This window comes from Acutalibacter caecimuris (assembly GCF_034335085.1).
Classification (GTDB): domain Bacteria; phylum Bacillota; class Clostridia; order Oscillospirales; family Acutalibacteraceae; genus Acutalibacter; species Acutalibacter caecimuris.
Genome location: NZ_JAWXXJ010000003.1, coordinates 22,655 through 38,205, shown reverse-complemented (window position 1 = coordinate 38,205; position 15,551 = coordinate 22,655). Strand labels below are relative to the sequence as shown.

The 15,551-nt window shown below is 58.6% G+C and carries 12 protein-coding genes; all 12 read right to left on the bottom strand.

Annotated elements, in window-relative coordinates:
• Positions 1-305: 305 nt before the first annotated feature.
• Positions 306-884 (bottom strand): imidazoleglycerol-phosphate dehydratase HisB, encoded by a 579-nt coding sequence (gene hisB / locus U8U01_RS02540; protein ID WP_322169954.1) that lies wholly within the window; start codon positions 882-884, stop codon positions 306-308.
• Positions 881-1,936: a pyridoxal phosphate-dependent aminotransferase gene (locus U8U01_RS02535; RefSeq protein ID WP_322169952.1), complete on the bottom strand. Its 1,056-nt coding sequence runs from the start codon at positions 1,934-1,936 to the stop codon at positions 881-883. The genes hisB and U8U01_RS02535 overlap by 4 nt, the downstream gene beginning before the upstream one ends.
• Positions 1,929-2,237 carry a hypothetical protein gene (locus U8U01_RS02530; protein ID WP_322169950.1) on the bottom strand — a complete coding sequence of 103 codons (309 nt, stop codon included), beginning with the start codon at positions 2,235-2,237 and terminating at the stop codon, positions 1,929-1,931. The genes U8U01_RS02535 and U8U01_RS02530 overlap by 8 nt, the downstream gene beginning before the upstream one ends.
• 1 nt (position 2,238) lies before the next feature.
• Entirely contained in the window at positions 2,239-3,528 is a 1,290-nt protein-coding gene (gene hisD, locus U8U01_RS02525) for a histidinol dehydrogenase (protein WP_322169948.1), read from the bottom strand.
• Positions 3,529-3,817: 289 nt separating this feature from the next.
• Positions 3,818-4,444: an ATP phosphoribosyltransferase gene (gene hisG, locus U8U01_RS02520; protein ID WP_322169946.1), complete on the bottom strand. Its 627-nt coding sequence runs from the start codon at positions 4,442-4,444 to the stop codon at positions 3,818-3,820.
• Positions 4,441-5,664 carry an ATP phosphoribosyltransferase regulatory subunit gene (gene hisZ / locus U8U01_RS02515; protein WP_322169943.1) on the bottom strand — a complete coding sequence of 408 codons (1,224 nt, stop codon included), beginning with the start codon at positions 5,662-5,664 and terminating at the stop codon, positions 4,441-4,443. Before hisZ ends, hisG begins: the two co-directional genes overlap by 4 nt.
• Before the next feature lie 86 nt (positions 5,665-5,750).
• The gene (locus U8U01_RS02510) at positions 5,751-6,767 is read right to left on the bottom strand and encodes a S66 family peptidase (RefSeq protein ID WP_322169941.1); all 1,017 of its coding nucleotides are present in this window, start codon (positions 6,765-6,767) and stop codon (positions 5,751-5,753) included.
• Positions 6,768-6,882: 115 nt separating this feature from the next.
• Positions 6,883-11,217: a PolC-type DNA polymerase III gene (locus U8U01_RS02505; RefSeq protein ID WP_322169939.1), complete on the bottom strand. Its 4,335-nt coding sequence runs from the start codon at positions 11,215-11,217 to the stop codon at positions 6,883-6,885.
• 18 nt (positions 11,218-11,235) lie between these two features.
• Positions 11,236-11,847, bottom strand: coding sequence for a histidine phosphatase family protein (locus tag U8U01_RS02500; RefSeq protein ID WP_322169936.1), 612 nt, complete (start codon positions 11,845-11,847; stop codon positions 11,236-11,238).
• 33 nt (positions 11,848-11,880) lie between these two features.
• Positions 11,881-12,930 (bottom strand): flavodoxin-dependent (E)-4-hydroxy-3-methylbut-2-enyl-diphosphate synthase, encoded by a 1,050-nt coding sequence (gene ispG, locus U8U01_RS02495; RefSeq protein ID WP_322169934.1) that lies wholly within the window; start codon positions 12,928-12,930, stop codon positions 11,881-11,883.
• Positions 12,931-13,093: 163 nt separating this feature from the next.
• A complete protein-coding gene (locus U8U01_RS02490; protein WP_322169932.1) occupies positions 13,094-14,149 on the bottom strand; it encodes a M50 family metallopeptidase in 1,056 nt (351 codons plus the stop codon).
• A gap of 192 nt (positions 14,150-14,341) precedes the next feature.
• Complete coding sequence (locus U8U01_RS02485; protein ID WP_322169929.1) at positions 14,342-15,511, bottom strand: 1-deoxy-D-xylulose-5-phosphate reductoisomerase; 1,170 nt, start codon at positions 15,509-15,511, stop codon at positions 14,342-14,344.
• Positions 15,512-15,551: the final 40 nt, after the last annotated feature.

Here is a 15,551-nt window from a genome sequence, read left to right as displayed (position 1 = left end):
AGTCCACGCAACCCGCCATAGCGGTATTTTCATCCCCAGGCCGGTTTCCACCCCGCAGATGATCCCCCCAAAGCCCTGCCTCCACCATACCAGGGCCAGCCCCCACCCCGTCAAACAGTGGCAAAACCGTTCACACAGCCCGCACAGCGGCATTTTCATCCCCAGGCCGGTTCCCACCCCGCAGATGATCCCCCCAACCCCCTGCCTCCACTATACCGGGGTCACCCCACCCCGTCAAGCAGCGGCAGCGCTGCCCGCGCAACCCGCCATAGCGGTATTCTCATCCCCAGGCCGGTTCCCAGCCCTCACAGCACGCCTTTAGAGGACAGCACCCCGTGCCCCTCCAACGCCACCGCGTCCTTCAGAGCGTGGGCAAAGGCTTTAAACAACCCTTCTACCATATGGTGGGTATTTTTTCCGTACTCGCACCGCATATGCAGGGTGATGCCCGCGTGCATAGCCAGTGCCCGGAAAAACTCCTCCGTCATGCAGCTATCGTACGCCCCCACCTGCCCCTGGGGGAATTCCCCCCGGAACACCAGAAAAGGCCGGCCGCTCACATCCACGGCACAAAAAGCCAGCGCCTCGTCCATGGGGATAAAGGCATGGCCATACCGCCGCAACCCGGCCTTATCCCCCAGGGCCTGTGCCAGGGCCTTTCCCAGCACAATGCCCACATCCTCCACCGTGTGGTGGCAGTCCACCTCCAGGTCGCCCACAGCCCGTACGGTCAGGCCCAGCCCGGCGTGTACCGCCAGGGCGTTCAGCATATGGTCGAAAAATCCTATGCCCGTGGCAATGTCCCGCTGCCCCCCGTCCAGGTCCAGGGTAAGGGTTATGTCCGTTTCCCCTGTTTTTCTCTGTACCGTGCCCCTTCTCTTCATATTTTCCCCTCCAACACCTTGCGAAATGCCTCTAAGAACCCCTTATTATCCCCTGGCTTTCCGCATGATACCCGCAAAAGACCGCCGGTATATCGTACAGCTATCCCCTGTTTTAACAGCGTTTTTTGCACCTCACAGGCGTCTTTCATCACCAAAGCGGCAAAATTTGCCTCCCCTTCCAGCACCCGGAACCGCCCAGGCACAGCCGCCTGCAACGCGCCCAAACCGGCCAGCAACGCCCGCCGCGAGGCCAAAATCTCCCCCAAAGCGCCCTGTAACAGGGCCGGCCTGCCCAGCACCGCCGTGCCTATAGCCTGGGGGATACTCCCTACATTATAGGGGGATTTTGCCGCCCGTAGCGCCCTGGTGAGGCCCTCCCCGGCCACGGCAAAGCCCAGCCGCAGGGCCGCCATACCAATAGCCTTAGAGCACGTGCGCAGGATAATCAGGTTGTCAAAGTCCCCTTCCTCCCCCAGCAGGCTCTGGCCGGAAAAGTCCATATAGGCCTCATCCAGCACAACCAGGGCATCTGTGCCCCTGACCAGCCTGCGCACCGCCTCTTTCCCCAGCACCAGAGAGGTGGGGTTGCAGGGGTTGCTGAAAATCAACAGCCTTACCCTTTCCTTCTGGCAGAGTTCCAGGGTTTCGTCCACATCAATGCGCCAATCCCGCTTAGTAATGGGGATATGCCGGCCCTCTGCCAGCAGGCCCCCTTGGGCATACATAGAAAAATCCGGCTCCAAAGTGGCAAAGGCCTCCCCCCGCTGCAAGAACGCCTGGAAAATCACCGAAATCAACTCATCCGAACCATTGCCCGCAGTCACATGACCCGGCTCCACCCCATAATAGTTGGCAAAAGCTCGGCAAAGGGCCCCGGCAGCCGGATCCGGGTACCGGTTAAAGGCAGTTTCTTCCAGCACAGCCTTCATGGCATCCAATAACGCCCGGGGCGGTTCCACAAAGGATTCATTGGCGTCCAGCCGCACACAGCCGGTGTTGTCCACAGGGGTGTAAGCGGCCAGGCCCCGCAGCTTGGCGTTCAACTCATACATCCTTTTTCCCTCTCCCTCCAAATTCTTCCAGGCACCACATCACCGTGTCGAACACGTCATTGACCGTGTCCTCCGGGGCGTCATAATGGCGGGTACCCAGCGAGTCCCAATACTCGTCTTTAAACCACCGCTTTTTTACGGAAACTTCCACATTGCTGTCATCGAAAAACACCTTAAACTGCTTTTTACCCCGCTGAAAGTACAAAACCGCCGCAGTTCTGCTCTCGCCGATCCATTCTAGCTGCCCTTGCCCGGCCAGGGCCTTGTACACATCTTCCACGGTTTCCAGTTGACGTTCCATATCAGCGCCCCTGCCGCACCTTGATGGAATTGGCGTGGGCAGTCAGTTCTTCCGTTTCGGCCAGCAGCACGATGTCCCCGGCGGCTTTCAGCAACTCTTCCCTGGGGTAATAGATAAAGCTGGACTTCTTGATGAAGTCATCCACCGAGAGGGGAGAGAAGAACCGGGCCGTGCCTCCGGTAGGCAGCACATGGTTGGCCCCGGCGTAGTAGTCCCCCAAAGGCTCCGGAGAATAATTCCCCAGGAAAACCGAGCCGGCATTGTCCAGCCGCCCCAGATAGTCAAAGGGTTCCCGGCAGCAGACCTCCAGGTGTTCTGGGGCCAGTTCGTTGGCAAATTCCACTGCCTCGTCCATATCCCCGCACACGATCACCGCCCCATACCCGTCCAAAGACTGCTCGATCACCTCACGCCGGGACAGGCCGGGCAACTGGCGGTAGATAGCCGCTACAGCCTCCTGGGCCAGCCTTTCGCTGGGGGTGATCAGCACTGCCGAGGCCATGGGGTCGTGTTCTGCCTGGCTCATCAGGTCAGCAGCCAGGAATTCCGGGTCGGCACTATCGTCGGCGATGATCAGGATCTCGCTGGGCCCGGCAATCATGTCGATGTCAACCACGCCGTACAACTGCTTTTTGGCGGTAGCTACGTAAATGTTCCCTGGGCCCACGATTTTATCCACTTTCGGTACGCTCCCCGTACCGAAAGCCAACGCAGCCACCGCCTGGGCACCGCCCATCAAGAATACCCGGTCTACCCCGGCGGCAAGAGCAGCGGCAATGATGTTGGGATCCGGCCGGCCGGAGCGACCGGGGGGCGTAGCCATCACGATCTCCCCCACCCCGGCTACCTTGGCGGGGATCACGTTCATCAGCACGGAAGAGGGGTACCCCGCCGTGCCCCCGGGCACATAGACCCCGGCCCTATGCAGGCCCCGCACCCGCTGGCCGGTAATGATGCCGTTGCCCATAGGGTCGATACGACTTTGCTGCTTTTGCCGGTTGTGAAAGTCATAGATGTTTCTGGCTGCCCGCTCTAGTGCTGCCAAGAAAGCCGGGTCACACCCCGCCTGTAGGCGTTCCATCTCCTGCCGGGAAAGTTCCAGGCTGTCCGGGGTCCATCCGTCAAACCGGCGGGAATACGCCTTCACTGCCTCATCCCCGCCGTCACGTACAGCCTCCACAATCTCTGCAACGGCCTGCTCGATCTTGGGGTCCACACTGCCCGCCCTGGCCTTCAGTTCCCTGATGAACGCCTGGCGTTCCGGCCCGGTGGCTGTCACTGTTTTTATCATGGTGATCTCTCCTTTGGTTTTGTCGGGTTTACTGGGTGCTACACCCTTCGCACCCTTTGTGCCCTTCCAAAACTTTTGTATCGCCAGCCGGTAGCCCGACCATTGGTTGCGCTTTGGGCCGCGTTTTTCCTTCTTTATTACATGAGGGCCTGTGGGGAAATTTTATTGCTTACTGCGCATGGTCGGGGCAACTGCTGCTACGTTAACAGCCTTGCCTAAAGGCCAAGCGCCCAAAAAAGCAATCTTGCCCCTTGCAGCTTGGGGGGCTTAATCCTGTACGCCGGCGCCCTTAATCCAGCGCACGTTCCAGCCGTTCAGCCAGTGTTTCTATTTCCTGCTTGCGCAGTTTCAGGCTGGCAGCGTTTACAATCAGCCGGGCAGATACCTGGGCCACAGGCTCTACAACAGCCAGACCGTTCTCCTTCAGCGTGGCGCCTGTTTCCACCAGGTCGACGATCCCATCTGCCAGCCCCAGCAATGGCGCCAGTTCTACCGAACCCTCGATCTTGATGACCCGGACGTCCATCGCCTTGCTTTGAAAGAACCGCCGGGCCACATGGGGGTATTTGGTGGCAATCGTCTTGCCCTGGTAGCCCCCGTAAAAGTCCACGCCTGCCGGGGCAGCCAGGGCAAAGCCACACTTCCCGAACCGCAGATCCAGTATCTCAAAGAACTGCCCGCCCCGTTCCATGATCACATCCTTACCCACTACACCCAGGTCGCACACACCGTGCTCCAGGTAAGTGATCACATCGCCGGCCTTCGCAAGCACCGCCTCCAGGCCGTCCCCTACAGGCAGGACCAGCTTGCGGCCTTTATCCCGCAGGGCCGAGCAGTCCAGCCCAGCTTTTTCCATTAATGCTGTGGTCGATTTTTCCAGCCGCCCTTTGGTCAGGGCAATACGCAGTGGCCTCATGGCAGCGGCCCCCCTTTGCATTCTGTTTTCCCACTAACGGCGATGGTTTCACTGGGCTCCCCCACCCGCAGCACTTGTGCGATCCCGGCTGCCTGCGCATAGGCCACCGCCTCTTCCACGGTTTCCCACACCGAACCTTCGCAGGCAACGCCCTCTGCCGTCAGCCGCAACACCTCCCGCTGGGCCTGGGTTTCAAAGCCGTTTTCCCCGTGTACCAGCACCTGCGCCGGTTCTTCTGGGGCCATATGGCGTTCCAGAAGGGCAGCGGCGGCATCCATGTCCAAGGCAAAGCCTGCTGCGGGCATATCCTGGCCAAACTTCCCGCATAACCCGTCGTATCGCCCACCGGTAAGTACCGGGCCCCCATGCTCCTGCACGTAGCCGCTGAACACCACGCCGGTATAGTAGTCATTGCGCTGCACAAGCCCTAGGTCTACCATGAGCCGGCTACCCAGCCCCAGTTTTTGCAGGGCCGTGTACAGGGCCCGCAAATACGCAAGCGTATCTGCCAGGCCACCGTCCAGCCGCCAGCTTTCTGCCTCGGCAAGAGCCTCTTCCCCGCCAAACAGCCTGGGTAGGCGGCGGATGGCCTTTGCCTCCGTACTGTCTCCCAGGGGGTCTAACAGTTCCCCCAACGCGCCGTAATTTTTTGCCTCGATCGTAGCCCGGATCTCCTCCCGCCGCTCCGGAGAGAGGGCCAGCCGCCCGGCCAGCAGCTTGAAGAGCCCGGCATGGCCAATTTCAATGCGGAAATCCCCTGCCACTGCCCGTAAAGCCTCTACCGCCACGCAGATAACCTCCAAGTCGGCCCGCAGCCCTGCTGCGCCCAGCAACTCCACACCCATTTGCGCCGACTCATGGCTGCGCCCCAGCAGCGCCGGCCAGGTACGGTAAACGTTCTGGCTATAGTATAGCCGTATGGGCCGCCGGTGGCTTTGCAACCGGGCCGCGGCCATACGGGCAATGGGCAAAGTAGAGTCCGGCCGTACCACAACCAGCCGCCCCGCGCCATCGGTGGATTTTACCATCTCCTGTTGGGGGACCACCGCGCCGGGCAGGTTGAATACATCATAGTATTCCACACCAGGGGTAATCACCTCCCGGTAGCCTCTGCTGGCAAAGACACCTGTCAGCCGCCGCTGCGCCTCCCGGCGGGCGCGGCACTCCTCAAAAAGAATATCGCGCACCCCTTCCGGTGTAAGCCTGCTGTAATTCCTCATACCCGTTTGCCCTTTCTACCGATTTATTGTGCTACTATAATAAACTATCCGTGGCAATTTGTCAAGCCCCTGCAACAAGTTCCCCCTCACACGGTAGCGCTCTCTAAAATGGCGAATGCCCTACGTTCACAGTCGATCTCTGCCATAGCGCCTACCGGCAGCACGGCCATGGGGGTGCGGTGGCAGAAATCCACATTCATCAGCACAGGTAAGTCCTCCCGGCCCACCTCATACCGCAGGAATCGGGTGAGCACCTGTTGCTCCTCGTCACGCAGCGCTCCGGTCAACAAGCCCGCCGCTTGGCTAAATACCCCTGCAGCCCCTAAGGTCCGGAGGGAATGGAGCATGGCCAGGGTGCTGCCATAGGGCGAGGCCCCATCCAGGAACAAAATACTTCCCGCCCACATTTCCCGCGAAGGGAAATATTCTGTGCCCATAATTTGTTGCAGCGGGCCTATTGAACCACCCAGCAGCCGTCCCCGTGCCTTGCCACACCCTTGCAGCAGCGTATAGCCTTCGTTCTCTGTCCACACCACCTGGTTTTCCGGCAAATCCCGCCATTCGATGGGTGTATGCCGCTGGCAGGGCACTACCGGGCCGATCACTTCCCCGGAGAATAACGCCCGTTCCACGGCATTTCGGGTATAAGGATCTAAGCTGCCCGGCTGGGCGATGGGCGTCAGCAGGTTTGGCCCATAATAGCTCATTACCCCGGCACGGGCATACGTCATACAAGTGGTGGTAATATCCGAGTACCCCATCAAAAGCTTGGGGTTTTCCCCGATCAACCGTTCGTCCAGGAATGGTAGCAGGCGGTAGGAATCATCCCCGCCCATATTGGCAATGATCCCCTTTACCGCCCGGTTCTCCAGCGCCCAATGCAGATCCTCCGCCCGGGCCTGCGGGTTCCGATACAGATATGCACTGCCCCGCAGGGCATGGGGCGTTTCCACTACCTGTAGGCCGAACACCTCTTCCAGCCGCTTTTTCCCCAACTCGTACCGCCAGCGCAAGTCCTCATCCCCGGCACGGCCACCGGAAAGGGAAATGGCCGCGACCATATCACCCTTTTGTAGCCTGGCCGGTTTGATCCACTCTTTCATAAAATGCCTCCCTCGCTATATTACTGGCTAAACCATAGGGGCCGCCCTTGTCATGCGCCAGCGCCAATCCCCCATAGACTTCTTTGGCGCGGTTTCCACCCGCTAAAAACAGTTTCTAAAACAAGGTTGTCTGGCTGCTTTCCGGCAGGCCCTGTAGCGCGCCTACTGCCCGCAGAGTATCGATCACCGCGTTGGACACCCTTGCCCGGCTCTGGAGGTCGTCTATGGAGATATACTCGCCCCCACTCTCCCGTGCTTTGGCCAAATCTACCGCTGCCGCCTCGCCCACACCTTTCAGGCAGGAGAAGGGCAGGCGGATTTTCTCTTCTTCCACCAAAAACTGGCTGGCCGCGGACTTATACAGGTCTACATTTAGTATCTCGATGTGCCGGGCCATCATCTCATTGACAATCTGCAAACATTCAAATTCCTTTGCTTCGTTGTCGCTGGCCTCGCGGTTTTTCAGTTTCATATCCAAATCCCGCATCCGGCGCAGCACCGCGTCCTGCCCACTGAGGGCTATAGCCCCGTCAAAGCCGTCGGTATACACTGTAAAGTAGGCCGCGTAAAACGCCACCGGTCTGTGCACCTTATACCAGCCCAACCGTAAGGCCGCAATCATATACGCCGCCGCGTGGGCCTTGGGGAACATATACTTAATTTTAAAGCAGGAGTCTATATACCACTGGGGCACATTGTGCTCCTTCATAGCGGCGATATGCTCCTGGGTCAGCAGTTTGCCCGCTTTGCCCTTTCGCACGATTTCCATGATCTTAAAGGCCATCTTCGGCTCCAGCCCTTTGTTCATCAGGTAAACCATGATCTGATCCCGGGTGCCGATAACCTCCGAAATGGTACAAGTGCCGTTGCGGATCAACTCCTGGGCATTGCCCAGCCACACATCCGTGCCGTGGGACAGGCCGGATATCTGCAAAAAGTCCGAGAAACGGTCAGGTTTGCACTCCTCCAGCATCCCCCGCACAAAGTTGGTTCCCAACTCCGGCAGGGACAGGGTGCCGGTCTTTACCCCCTCAATATCCTCCGGGGCAATCCCCAGTGCCGCCGGGGACTTAAACAGGCTCATCACATCCGGGTCGCTCATAGAAACATTCATCACCGGGATGCCGGTATACTCCTCCAGGTAGTGGTAAACCGTAGGTACCTTATGGCCCAGCTCATCCAACTTGCACACATTGTCATGGATGGAGTGGAAGTCAAAGTGGGTTGTAATATTGTTGGACTCCGCCTTATTGGCCGGGTACTGTACCGGGCAGAAATCGTAGACCTCCATCCCTCTGGGAATGACGATCATACCGCCGGGATGCTGGCCTGTGGTACGCCGCACACCTGTGCAGCCCAAGGCCAGCCGCTTTTCTTCCGCCTTATGCAGCACGCGCCCGCGAGTCTCGCAGTAGCTTTTCACATAGCCATAGGCCGTCTTTTCCGCCACCGTGGCAATGGTACCCGCCTTAAATACATTGTCCCGGCCAAACAGAACCTCCGTATAGCGGTGGGCGCCCTCCTGATATTCGTCCGAGAAGTTCAGGTCAATATCCGGCACCTTGTCCCCATCAAAGCCCAGAAAGGTTTCAAAGGGGATGGTATGCCCGTCCCGATCCATAGGCGTGCCGCATTCCGGGCAATTTTTGGGGGGCAGGTCGAAACCGGAATCATAGCTGCCGTCGGTGATAAACTCGCTGTGCCTGCACTTAGGGCAGATGTAGTGGGGGCTTAGGGGGTTTACCTCTGAGATGCCCGACATACTTGCCACAAAAGAAGAACCTACCGAGCCCCTGGATCCTACCAGGTAGCCGTGCTCCTCGCTGTTGGCCACCAGCTTTTGGGCGGTCATGTACAGCACAGAAAACCCGTGCTTGATGATAGAGTTCAGTTCCTTGTTGAGCCTGGCCTCTACGATCTCCGGCAGGGGATCACCGTAACGCTCCTTAGCCCGCCGCCAGGTGATCTCTACCAACTGCTCCTGCGCCCCCTCAATAAAGGGCGGGAAAGTGCCCATGGGCACCGGCCGGATATGCTCTACCATATCAGCAATTTTGTTGGGGTTTGTTACCACCACTTCAAAGGCTTTTTCCTTACCAAGGTATTCGAACTCTTTCAGCATCTCTGCCGTGGTGCGCATATACAGCGGGGCCTGTTCGTCACCGTCGTCAAAGTTTTTCATGATCACCCTCCGGAAATCCGCATCCTTGGGGTCCTTAAAGTGTACGTCGCCGGTAGCCACCACCGGCTTGCCCAGCTTTTCCCCAATCTTCACGATGGTACGGTTGTACTCCCGTAACCCCTCTTCGTCGGTGTCGCCATTTCTTACCATAAACATATTGTTGCCAATGGGCTGTACCTCTAAATAGTCATAGTATGCGGCTATTTGGCAGAGCTGCTCAAAACTCTCCCCGGCTATCATAGCCCGGAACAGTTCCCCGGCCTCACAGGCACTGCCGATGATCAGCCCCTCCCGGTGCTTGTCCAGCAGGCTTTTGGGGGTGCGGGGACTGCGGTAGAAGTACTCCAGATGGGCCGCGGAAATCAGCCGGTACAGGTTCTTAAGCCCGGTGTTGTTCTTTACCAGGATAATCATGTGATAGGGCCGCAGCTTTTTGGGGTCCCCGCCGGCCAGGGCCTGGTTGATGTCTGCCACCGTAACAGCGCCCCTGTCCTCTTTCAGGCGGCGGGCCAGATCCAAGAAGATATTAGCCAGCATGGCCGCGTCATCGTCTGCCCGGTGATGGTTAAAGTTGCCCAGATGCAGGTATTTGGCCACCGTATCCAGCTTGCAGTCCTTCACATCTTTGAGCAGGGAGCGGCACATGGGCACTGTGTCAATATAGGCCCAGGAGAGTGCCTGATCGTAACGGGCCGCGGCAGCTTTTAAAAAACTCATGTCAAATCCAGCGTTGTGGGCCACCAGTACCGGATCCTCACCGCAGAATTCCCGGAACATCAGCAGGGCCACCTCCTCGCTGGGAGCATCTGCCACCATCTGGTCGGTAATGCCGGTAAGTTCGGTGATTTTGGGAGGAATGGGTATCCCCGGATTCACAAAGGTGTCGAACCTGTCCAATATCCGGCCGTCCCGTACCCGCACCGCACCAATCTCCGTAATGCGCTCCTTTTTGGGGGAGAGCCCTGTGGTTTCCAAATCAAAACAGATGAACTCCCCATCCAGGTTCCGGGCACACTCCCCTACGGTGGCGGGCACCAGGTCGTTGACAAAGTATGCCTCGGTACCGTAAATCACCTTGAAGTCCGGGGATTCTTTGCGGATGGCCTCTTCAGCCAACATAGCCTCAGGAAATGCCTGGGCCACCCCGTGGTCTGTAATGGCAACGGCTTTCTGCCCCCATTTATGGGCCTGCCACACCAGGTCGCCGGCAGGGGTAATGCCGTCCATATCCGACATATTGGTATGTAAGTGCAGTTCCACCCGCTTTTCCAAGGCGTTGTCCACTACCTGCACCTGTTCCACCGTGGCAATGGACCGGGGGCGTAGCACGTTCTCCCGGTCATACTTATCGTATTCCAAGGCTCCCCGCACCAGCAGGGACTGCCCTTTTTTCAGTTTATCCAGTTCTTTGCACTGGCTGGCGTCCTGGATAATCTTCAAAGTTGTAGACCCTGTGTAGTCCGTTATGTCGATTGAGTAGATTTTCTTCGACTTATCCCTGGTGTCCTTACTCTCCAGGTCAAAGATTTCCCCCCACACTACGGTGCTGCCCAGTTCCACGTTCAGTTGGCTCACGGGCAAAGGTTGGTTTCTGGGCACCGGGCCCAATACCGGGCGGGCCGTTTCCAACACGATACCCGGCCGCAGGCTGTTGCCCTCCCGCACTTCAATTTTCCGTTTGGCGGCCTCATCGGCCATTGCCGCCTCGTACTGTTCCATTTCCCGCATAGCAACCTCCCTCTGGCGCTTTTCCTCCTGGTGATGGGTACGCTCTACCAATGAACTCTCCCCGGCTTTTACCGCCAGCCTGCCGGTAAAACGCACCTGACAATCTGCACCAAACCATTGGCTGATCAATGCCTGCATTTTCCCTGCGGTGTCATGGGCCTGCAGGCGCTCGTAGCCTCCATGCAGCAGGGTAACTGTCAGCACACCGTTTTCTAACTGGGCCGTTGCCCCGTTGAGGCTGCCGTTAAGGCTGGCATCCTGCTCCTTCAAGGCCGCGGCCAGGGATGTTAGCCGTTCCGGGCCAAAGCTTTCCCGTGGAAACTGCGGTTCTATCATCACCCGGTGCAGGCCCGGTTCCTGTATCAGCCTGGCCAGTCGCTGTAAATCCCCATACTCTACAAATTGGGGGAACTCTGCCGTAATCTTGGCCATCTTCTCTCCCCGGTTCACCCTGATCTGCTGGATCATCCCCTCCCATAGGGCATCCGGCAGGTGTTCGCCTTTACACTCTTTTTGAAACATCTCGCCAATCGTGCCCATTTACATACTCCTTTCGTTTCAGCCCTGGATATAAGTAAGGTCCCCCAAGCAGGTGATGCGCCTGCTCCAGCCGTCGTAAATATCAAACCTACCTATCCCGCCCGACCTGCCACGCAGGGAACAATGGTCCATTGCCTCAGGAGGCAAGCCCAGCCACAAGGTATTCCACACCATTAGCGTCCCGCCGTGGGACACCAGCACCACCGTATCCTCTGGGCACGCCAGCACCTCCCGGCAGAGAGGCTCCAGCCGCTGATACAACTCCCGGCGGGTTTCGCTGCCGGGCATGGGGCGGTCATCTATGTACCTATCCCGCCCCATACGGGCTGCGAACCACTGGGATGTTTTCCCTATGCTTTCGGGGCCGTGGCTCCGCTCCCGCAATTCCTGGCGGTACTCCACCGCCACGCCCAACTTTCTGGCCAGGGGAGCAGCAGTCTGCGCGGCACGTTTGAGGTCGGAGGAATAGATCTTCACCGTCTGTCCCGCCAATTCCGCCCCCAGCCGTTCTCCCAGCCGCCGGGCCTGCTCCCGGCCCATCTCTGTCAGTTCCCAGTCATTCCAACTGCCCATCATCCCGTTAACATGGTGTTCTGACTGGCAATGCTGAATGGTAATGACCTGTTTCAAGCAATCCCCTCCCTCCATATTTCTGGCCCGGCCTTACAGCCGGGCAACCTCTGCCAACAATTCGTCCAGCAGCCGGGCCTCCGGCACTTTGCGCAAAATTTCCCCTTTGCGGAAGATCAGCCCCTCGCCTTTACCTCCGGCGATGCCCACGTCCGCCTCCCTGGCTTCCCCCGGACCGTTGACCGCGCAGCCCATCACTGCCACGGTAATATCCTTCTGGCAGCCCGCCAGCGCCGCCTCCACCTGGTTTGCCAGGGGAATCAGGTCGATTCGCGTACGCCCACAGGTGGGGCAGGCAATCAACTTTACACCCCGGCGCAACCCCAATGCCCGGAGGATATCCCCCCCGGCCCGCACCTCTTCCACCGGGTCCGCTGTCAAGGAAACCCGTAAGGTGTCACCGATCCCCTGCTGCAAGAGCCCGCCAATGCCGATTGCCGACTTGACAAGCCCCATACGCGCTGTGCCCGCGTGGGTAATGCCCAAATGCAGCGGGTAATCGCACCGCTGTGCCACGATCTGGTACGCCTGCATGGTTCTCTCTACAGACGAGGCTTTCATGGATAGCACAATGTCCGTAAAATCAAACTTCTCCAGCAGCGACGCATGGTACAGCGCGCTATCCGCCAGCGCCTCCGGGGTGGGATGCCCATATTTTGCCAGGATATGCTTTTCCAGCGAGCCGTCATTTACTCCCACCCGGATGGGTATGCCCCGCTGGCGGCAGGCATCGGCCACAGCCTTTACCCGGCTGTCGCTGCCGATATTGCCTGGGTTAATGCGTATCTTATCAATGCCCGCCTCCGCCGACTCCAGCGCCAGCTTATAGTCAAAATGGATGTCCGCCACCACGGGGATACGGACAGCCTCCTTTACCGCCGGGATCAGCCGCCTTACCGCCTCCCTATCAGGTATAGCGATCCGCAGCAACTGGCATCCGGCCGCCTCCAATGCCCTGGCCTGGGCTACGCTCCCCGCAATGTCCGCCGAGGGCACGCTCAGCATGGACTGCACCGGTATTTCCGCGCCCCCTCCAATCTTTACGCTGCCTGCTACAATCTGCCTGGATTTTCTTCTCTCCATTTTTCCATTCTCCTTTCCCAGCGCCTGGATATCTGCTTAATCCTTTACTGTGACATGAAAAGCTGACGTTTCCTACAGGCTTGCCCGTAGGGTGGTCAGCTTTTCACACTTTGCCTGGTTGGTCAATGCCGGCCCCAACAGGCCGGCTTTCCCACCTTATACTTTATCCTGTCACGATCCGCCACACATCATGGAATGTGATCAACACCATCAGCCCAATCAGCAGCACAAAGCCTGCCGCGTGGACATAGCCCTCATACTTGGCCGGTACAGGCTTGCGGGTCAGCCCTTCCCATATCAGAAACAGCAGCCGCCCGCCGTCCAAGGCCGGCAAAGGCAACAGGTTAATGATACCCAGGTTGACGGTGATCATGATCATCATGATCACCAGGTTGCTTAATGCCTGGCCGAACCCCTGGGCCAGCCCGGCCCCTGCCGCCTGGGAGATAGCCTGGGCCGTCCCCACCGGCCCGGCCACCTCGTTAAGCCCAAACCGCCCTGTCAGCAGCCCTTTCAAGCTTTCAACTACCATCCGGGCCATGGAGAAGGTATCGGCCCCTGCGCGGCCCAACACCCCCGCTACCGTGCGCTGTTCCGGCTGTACATAGAAATCCAGCGCCACCACCTCTTTGCCGTCCAGGTTCTGGGTATGCATGGCAAAAGTTCCCAGATCCACCCGCTGGCCATTCCGCTCTACCACCATATGCATGGCAGCGGGGTCAGCCAGGGCCAGGGCAAAACTCATATCCCGGTCCGTATAAATGGCGTAACCGTCTATCTCTACGATTTTATCCCCCACCTGCGCCCCGGCCGCAGCCGTGGCAGCGCCCTCTGTAAACTGGGAAATGGTAGTGGTCGCAAAGATTTCCTGGGGGGCCAGCACCGCAACCATCAGCACCAACCCCAGCACAATGTTAAACACCCCGCCGGCCACTACAACCAATACACGTTTCCACACCGGCTTGTTGCCAAAAGCCCGCTCATCGCCACTCTCTTCGTCCTCGCCTTCCATAGCGCAAAACCCGCCAATAGGCAGCAACCGCAGGGCGTATTCCGTTTCCCCCCGGCGGAACCCCCACAGCCTTGGCCCCATACCCAAAGCAAACTCGTTTACCCGGATGCCCCCCAGCTTTGCCATAAGGAAATGCCCTAGCTCGTGGAAGAATATCACGAACCCAAACAAAAGCACACCTATTATGATCAACAAAGCTACCTGCATGGTATCAACTCCTGTTCTTACTGATGGTGTATGCGCCTAAAAGTTGCCTTTGGCGGCTTAAGGGACTTCATTCAAAAACTTCGGTGTGTCCTGTGGTTTTTGCCATAAGGGCAGCAACGCCGGTGCCCTGGTTTGTCTAAAACTCGAAATAAACGTTTCCTTTTTCCAGCAGCATAGGCCCGGCCCATCGGTTTAACCGTTCAGCCTCTGGTCTACATAATCCCGGGCCACACGGTCGGCCTCTAGCACCGCCTCCAGGCTACAGGCATCACCGGCAGGCTGGCGCTCCATCGCCCCGGCCACCAAAGTGGCTATCCCGGTAAAGGGTATCTTCCCTTCCAAAAATGCCGCCACCGCCCGTTCGTTCGCCGCATTCACTGCTGTGGGGGCCAGGCCGCCACGGCGCAATGCCTCTGCGGCAATGCCCAGGCAAGGGAACGCCTCCCTATCCGGTGGGTAAAAACCCAAGGTGCCTGTTTGGAATAAATCCAATTCCTCTACCGGTGACGGTAGGCGTTCCGGGTACGTTAACGCGTACTGGATGGGCAGGCGCATATCCGGCACGCCAAGCTGGGCCATGACCGCACCGTCGGCATACTCTACCATAGAGTGTATGATACTCTCCGGGTGTACCACCACCTGTATCTTTTCCGGGGGCATATCAAACAGCCAGCGGGCCTCCATCACCTCCAGCCCCTTGTTCATCAGGGTGGCGGAGTCAATGGTTACTTTTGCCCCCATAGACCAGTTTGGATGCCGCAGGGCCTGCGCTGGGGTCACCTGTTCCAGCTCCGCTGGGCTACGGCCAAAAAACGGCCCCCCGGAGGCCGTCAGCAACAGGCGTTTCACCTGTTTGTTATGATTCCCCCGCAGGCACTGAAAAATAGCCGAATGCTCGCTGTCCACCGGCAAAATTTCCACCTCGTTGCGCCGGGCCGCGTCCATGACCAGCCGGCCGCCTGCCACCAGCGTTTCTTTATTGGCAAGGGCTACGTCTTTTTTCGCCGCAATGGCCGCCAACGTAGGCCGCAACCCCACCATGCCCACCACCGCGTTCAAGGTCAGGTCTGCACCCTCCCAGGCTGCGGTTTCGCACAGCCCCTCCATGCCGGTGAGCACAGGAATCCCCATATCCCGCGTACGTTCCCGAAAATCCTTGGCCGCCGCCGGCTCAAACAGGGCCACGGCCTGGGGGTGGAACTCCCGGACCTGCTGTTCCAACAGTTTTACGTTTGAGTGGGCCGCCAATACCGCTACCTGGTAAGGGCAGGTTCCGCCGGCATAAAGACCCCGCAACACTTCCAGCGTCTGCACACCGATAGAGCCGGTCGATCCCAGCAATGAAAGTTGCCTGCTTTCCATATGGCCATTCTCCCTTCCGGCGGCGCCAATACCCTGCCGC

What these genes read in the sequence shown, in the direction of transcription:
- hisB (WP_322169954.1), bottom strand. Translation starts at nt 884, where the DNA reads ATGAAGAGAAGGGGCACGGTACAGAGAAAAACAGGGGAAACGGACATA.
- ispG (WP_322169934.1), bottom strand. Translation starts at nt 12,930, where the DNA reads ATGGAGAGAAGAAAATCCAGGCAGATTGTAGCAGGCAGCGTAAAGATT.
- U8U01_RS02535 (WP_322169952.1), bottom strand. Translation starts at nt 1,936, where the DNA reads ATGTATGAGTTGAACGCCAAGCTGCGGGGCCTGGCCGCTTACACCCCT.
- U8U01_RS02490 (WP_322169932.1), bottom strand. Translation starts at nt 14,149, where the DNA reads ATGCAGGTAGCTTTGTTGATCATAATAGGTGTGCTTTTGTTTGGGTTC.
- U8U01_RS02505 (WP_322169939.1), bottom strand. Translation starts at nt 11,217, where the DNA reads ATGGGCACGATTGGCGAGATGTTTCAAAAAGAGTGTAAAGGCGAACAC.
- U8U01_RS02485 (WP_322169929.1), bottom strand. Translation starts at nt 15,511, where the DNA reads ATGGAAAGCAGGCAACTTTCATTGCTGGGATCGACCGGCTCTATCGGT.
- U8U01_RS02530 (WP_322169950.1), bottom strand. Translation starts at nt 2,237, where the DNA reads ATGGAACGTCAACTGGAAACCGTGGAAGATGTGTACAAGGCCCTGGCC.
- hisD (WP_322169948.1), bottom strand. Translation starts at nt 3,528, where the DNA reads ATGATAAAAACAGTGACAGCCACCGGGCCGGAACGCCAGGCGTTCATC.
- hisG (WP_322169946.1), bottom strand. Translation starts at nt 4,444, where the DNA reads ATGAGGCCACTGCGTATTGCCCTGACCAAAGGGCGGCTGGAAAAATCG.
- hisZ (WP_322169943.1), bottom strand. Translation starts at nt 5,664, where the DNA reads ATGAGGAATTACAGCAGGCTTACACCGGAAGGGGTGCGCGATATTCTT.
- U8U01_RS02510 (WP_322169941.1), bottom strand. Translation starts at nt 6,767, where the DNA reads ATGAAAGAGTGGATCAAACCGGCCAGGCTACAAAAGGGTGATATGGTC.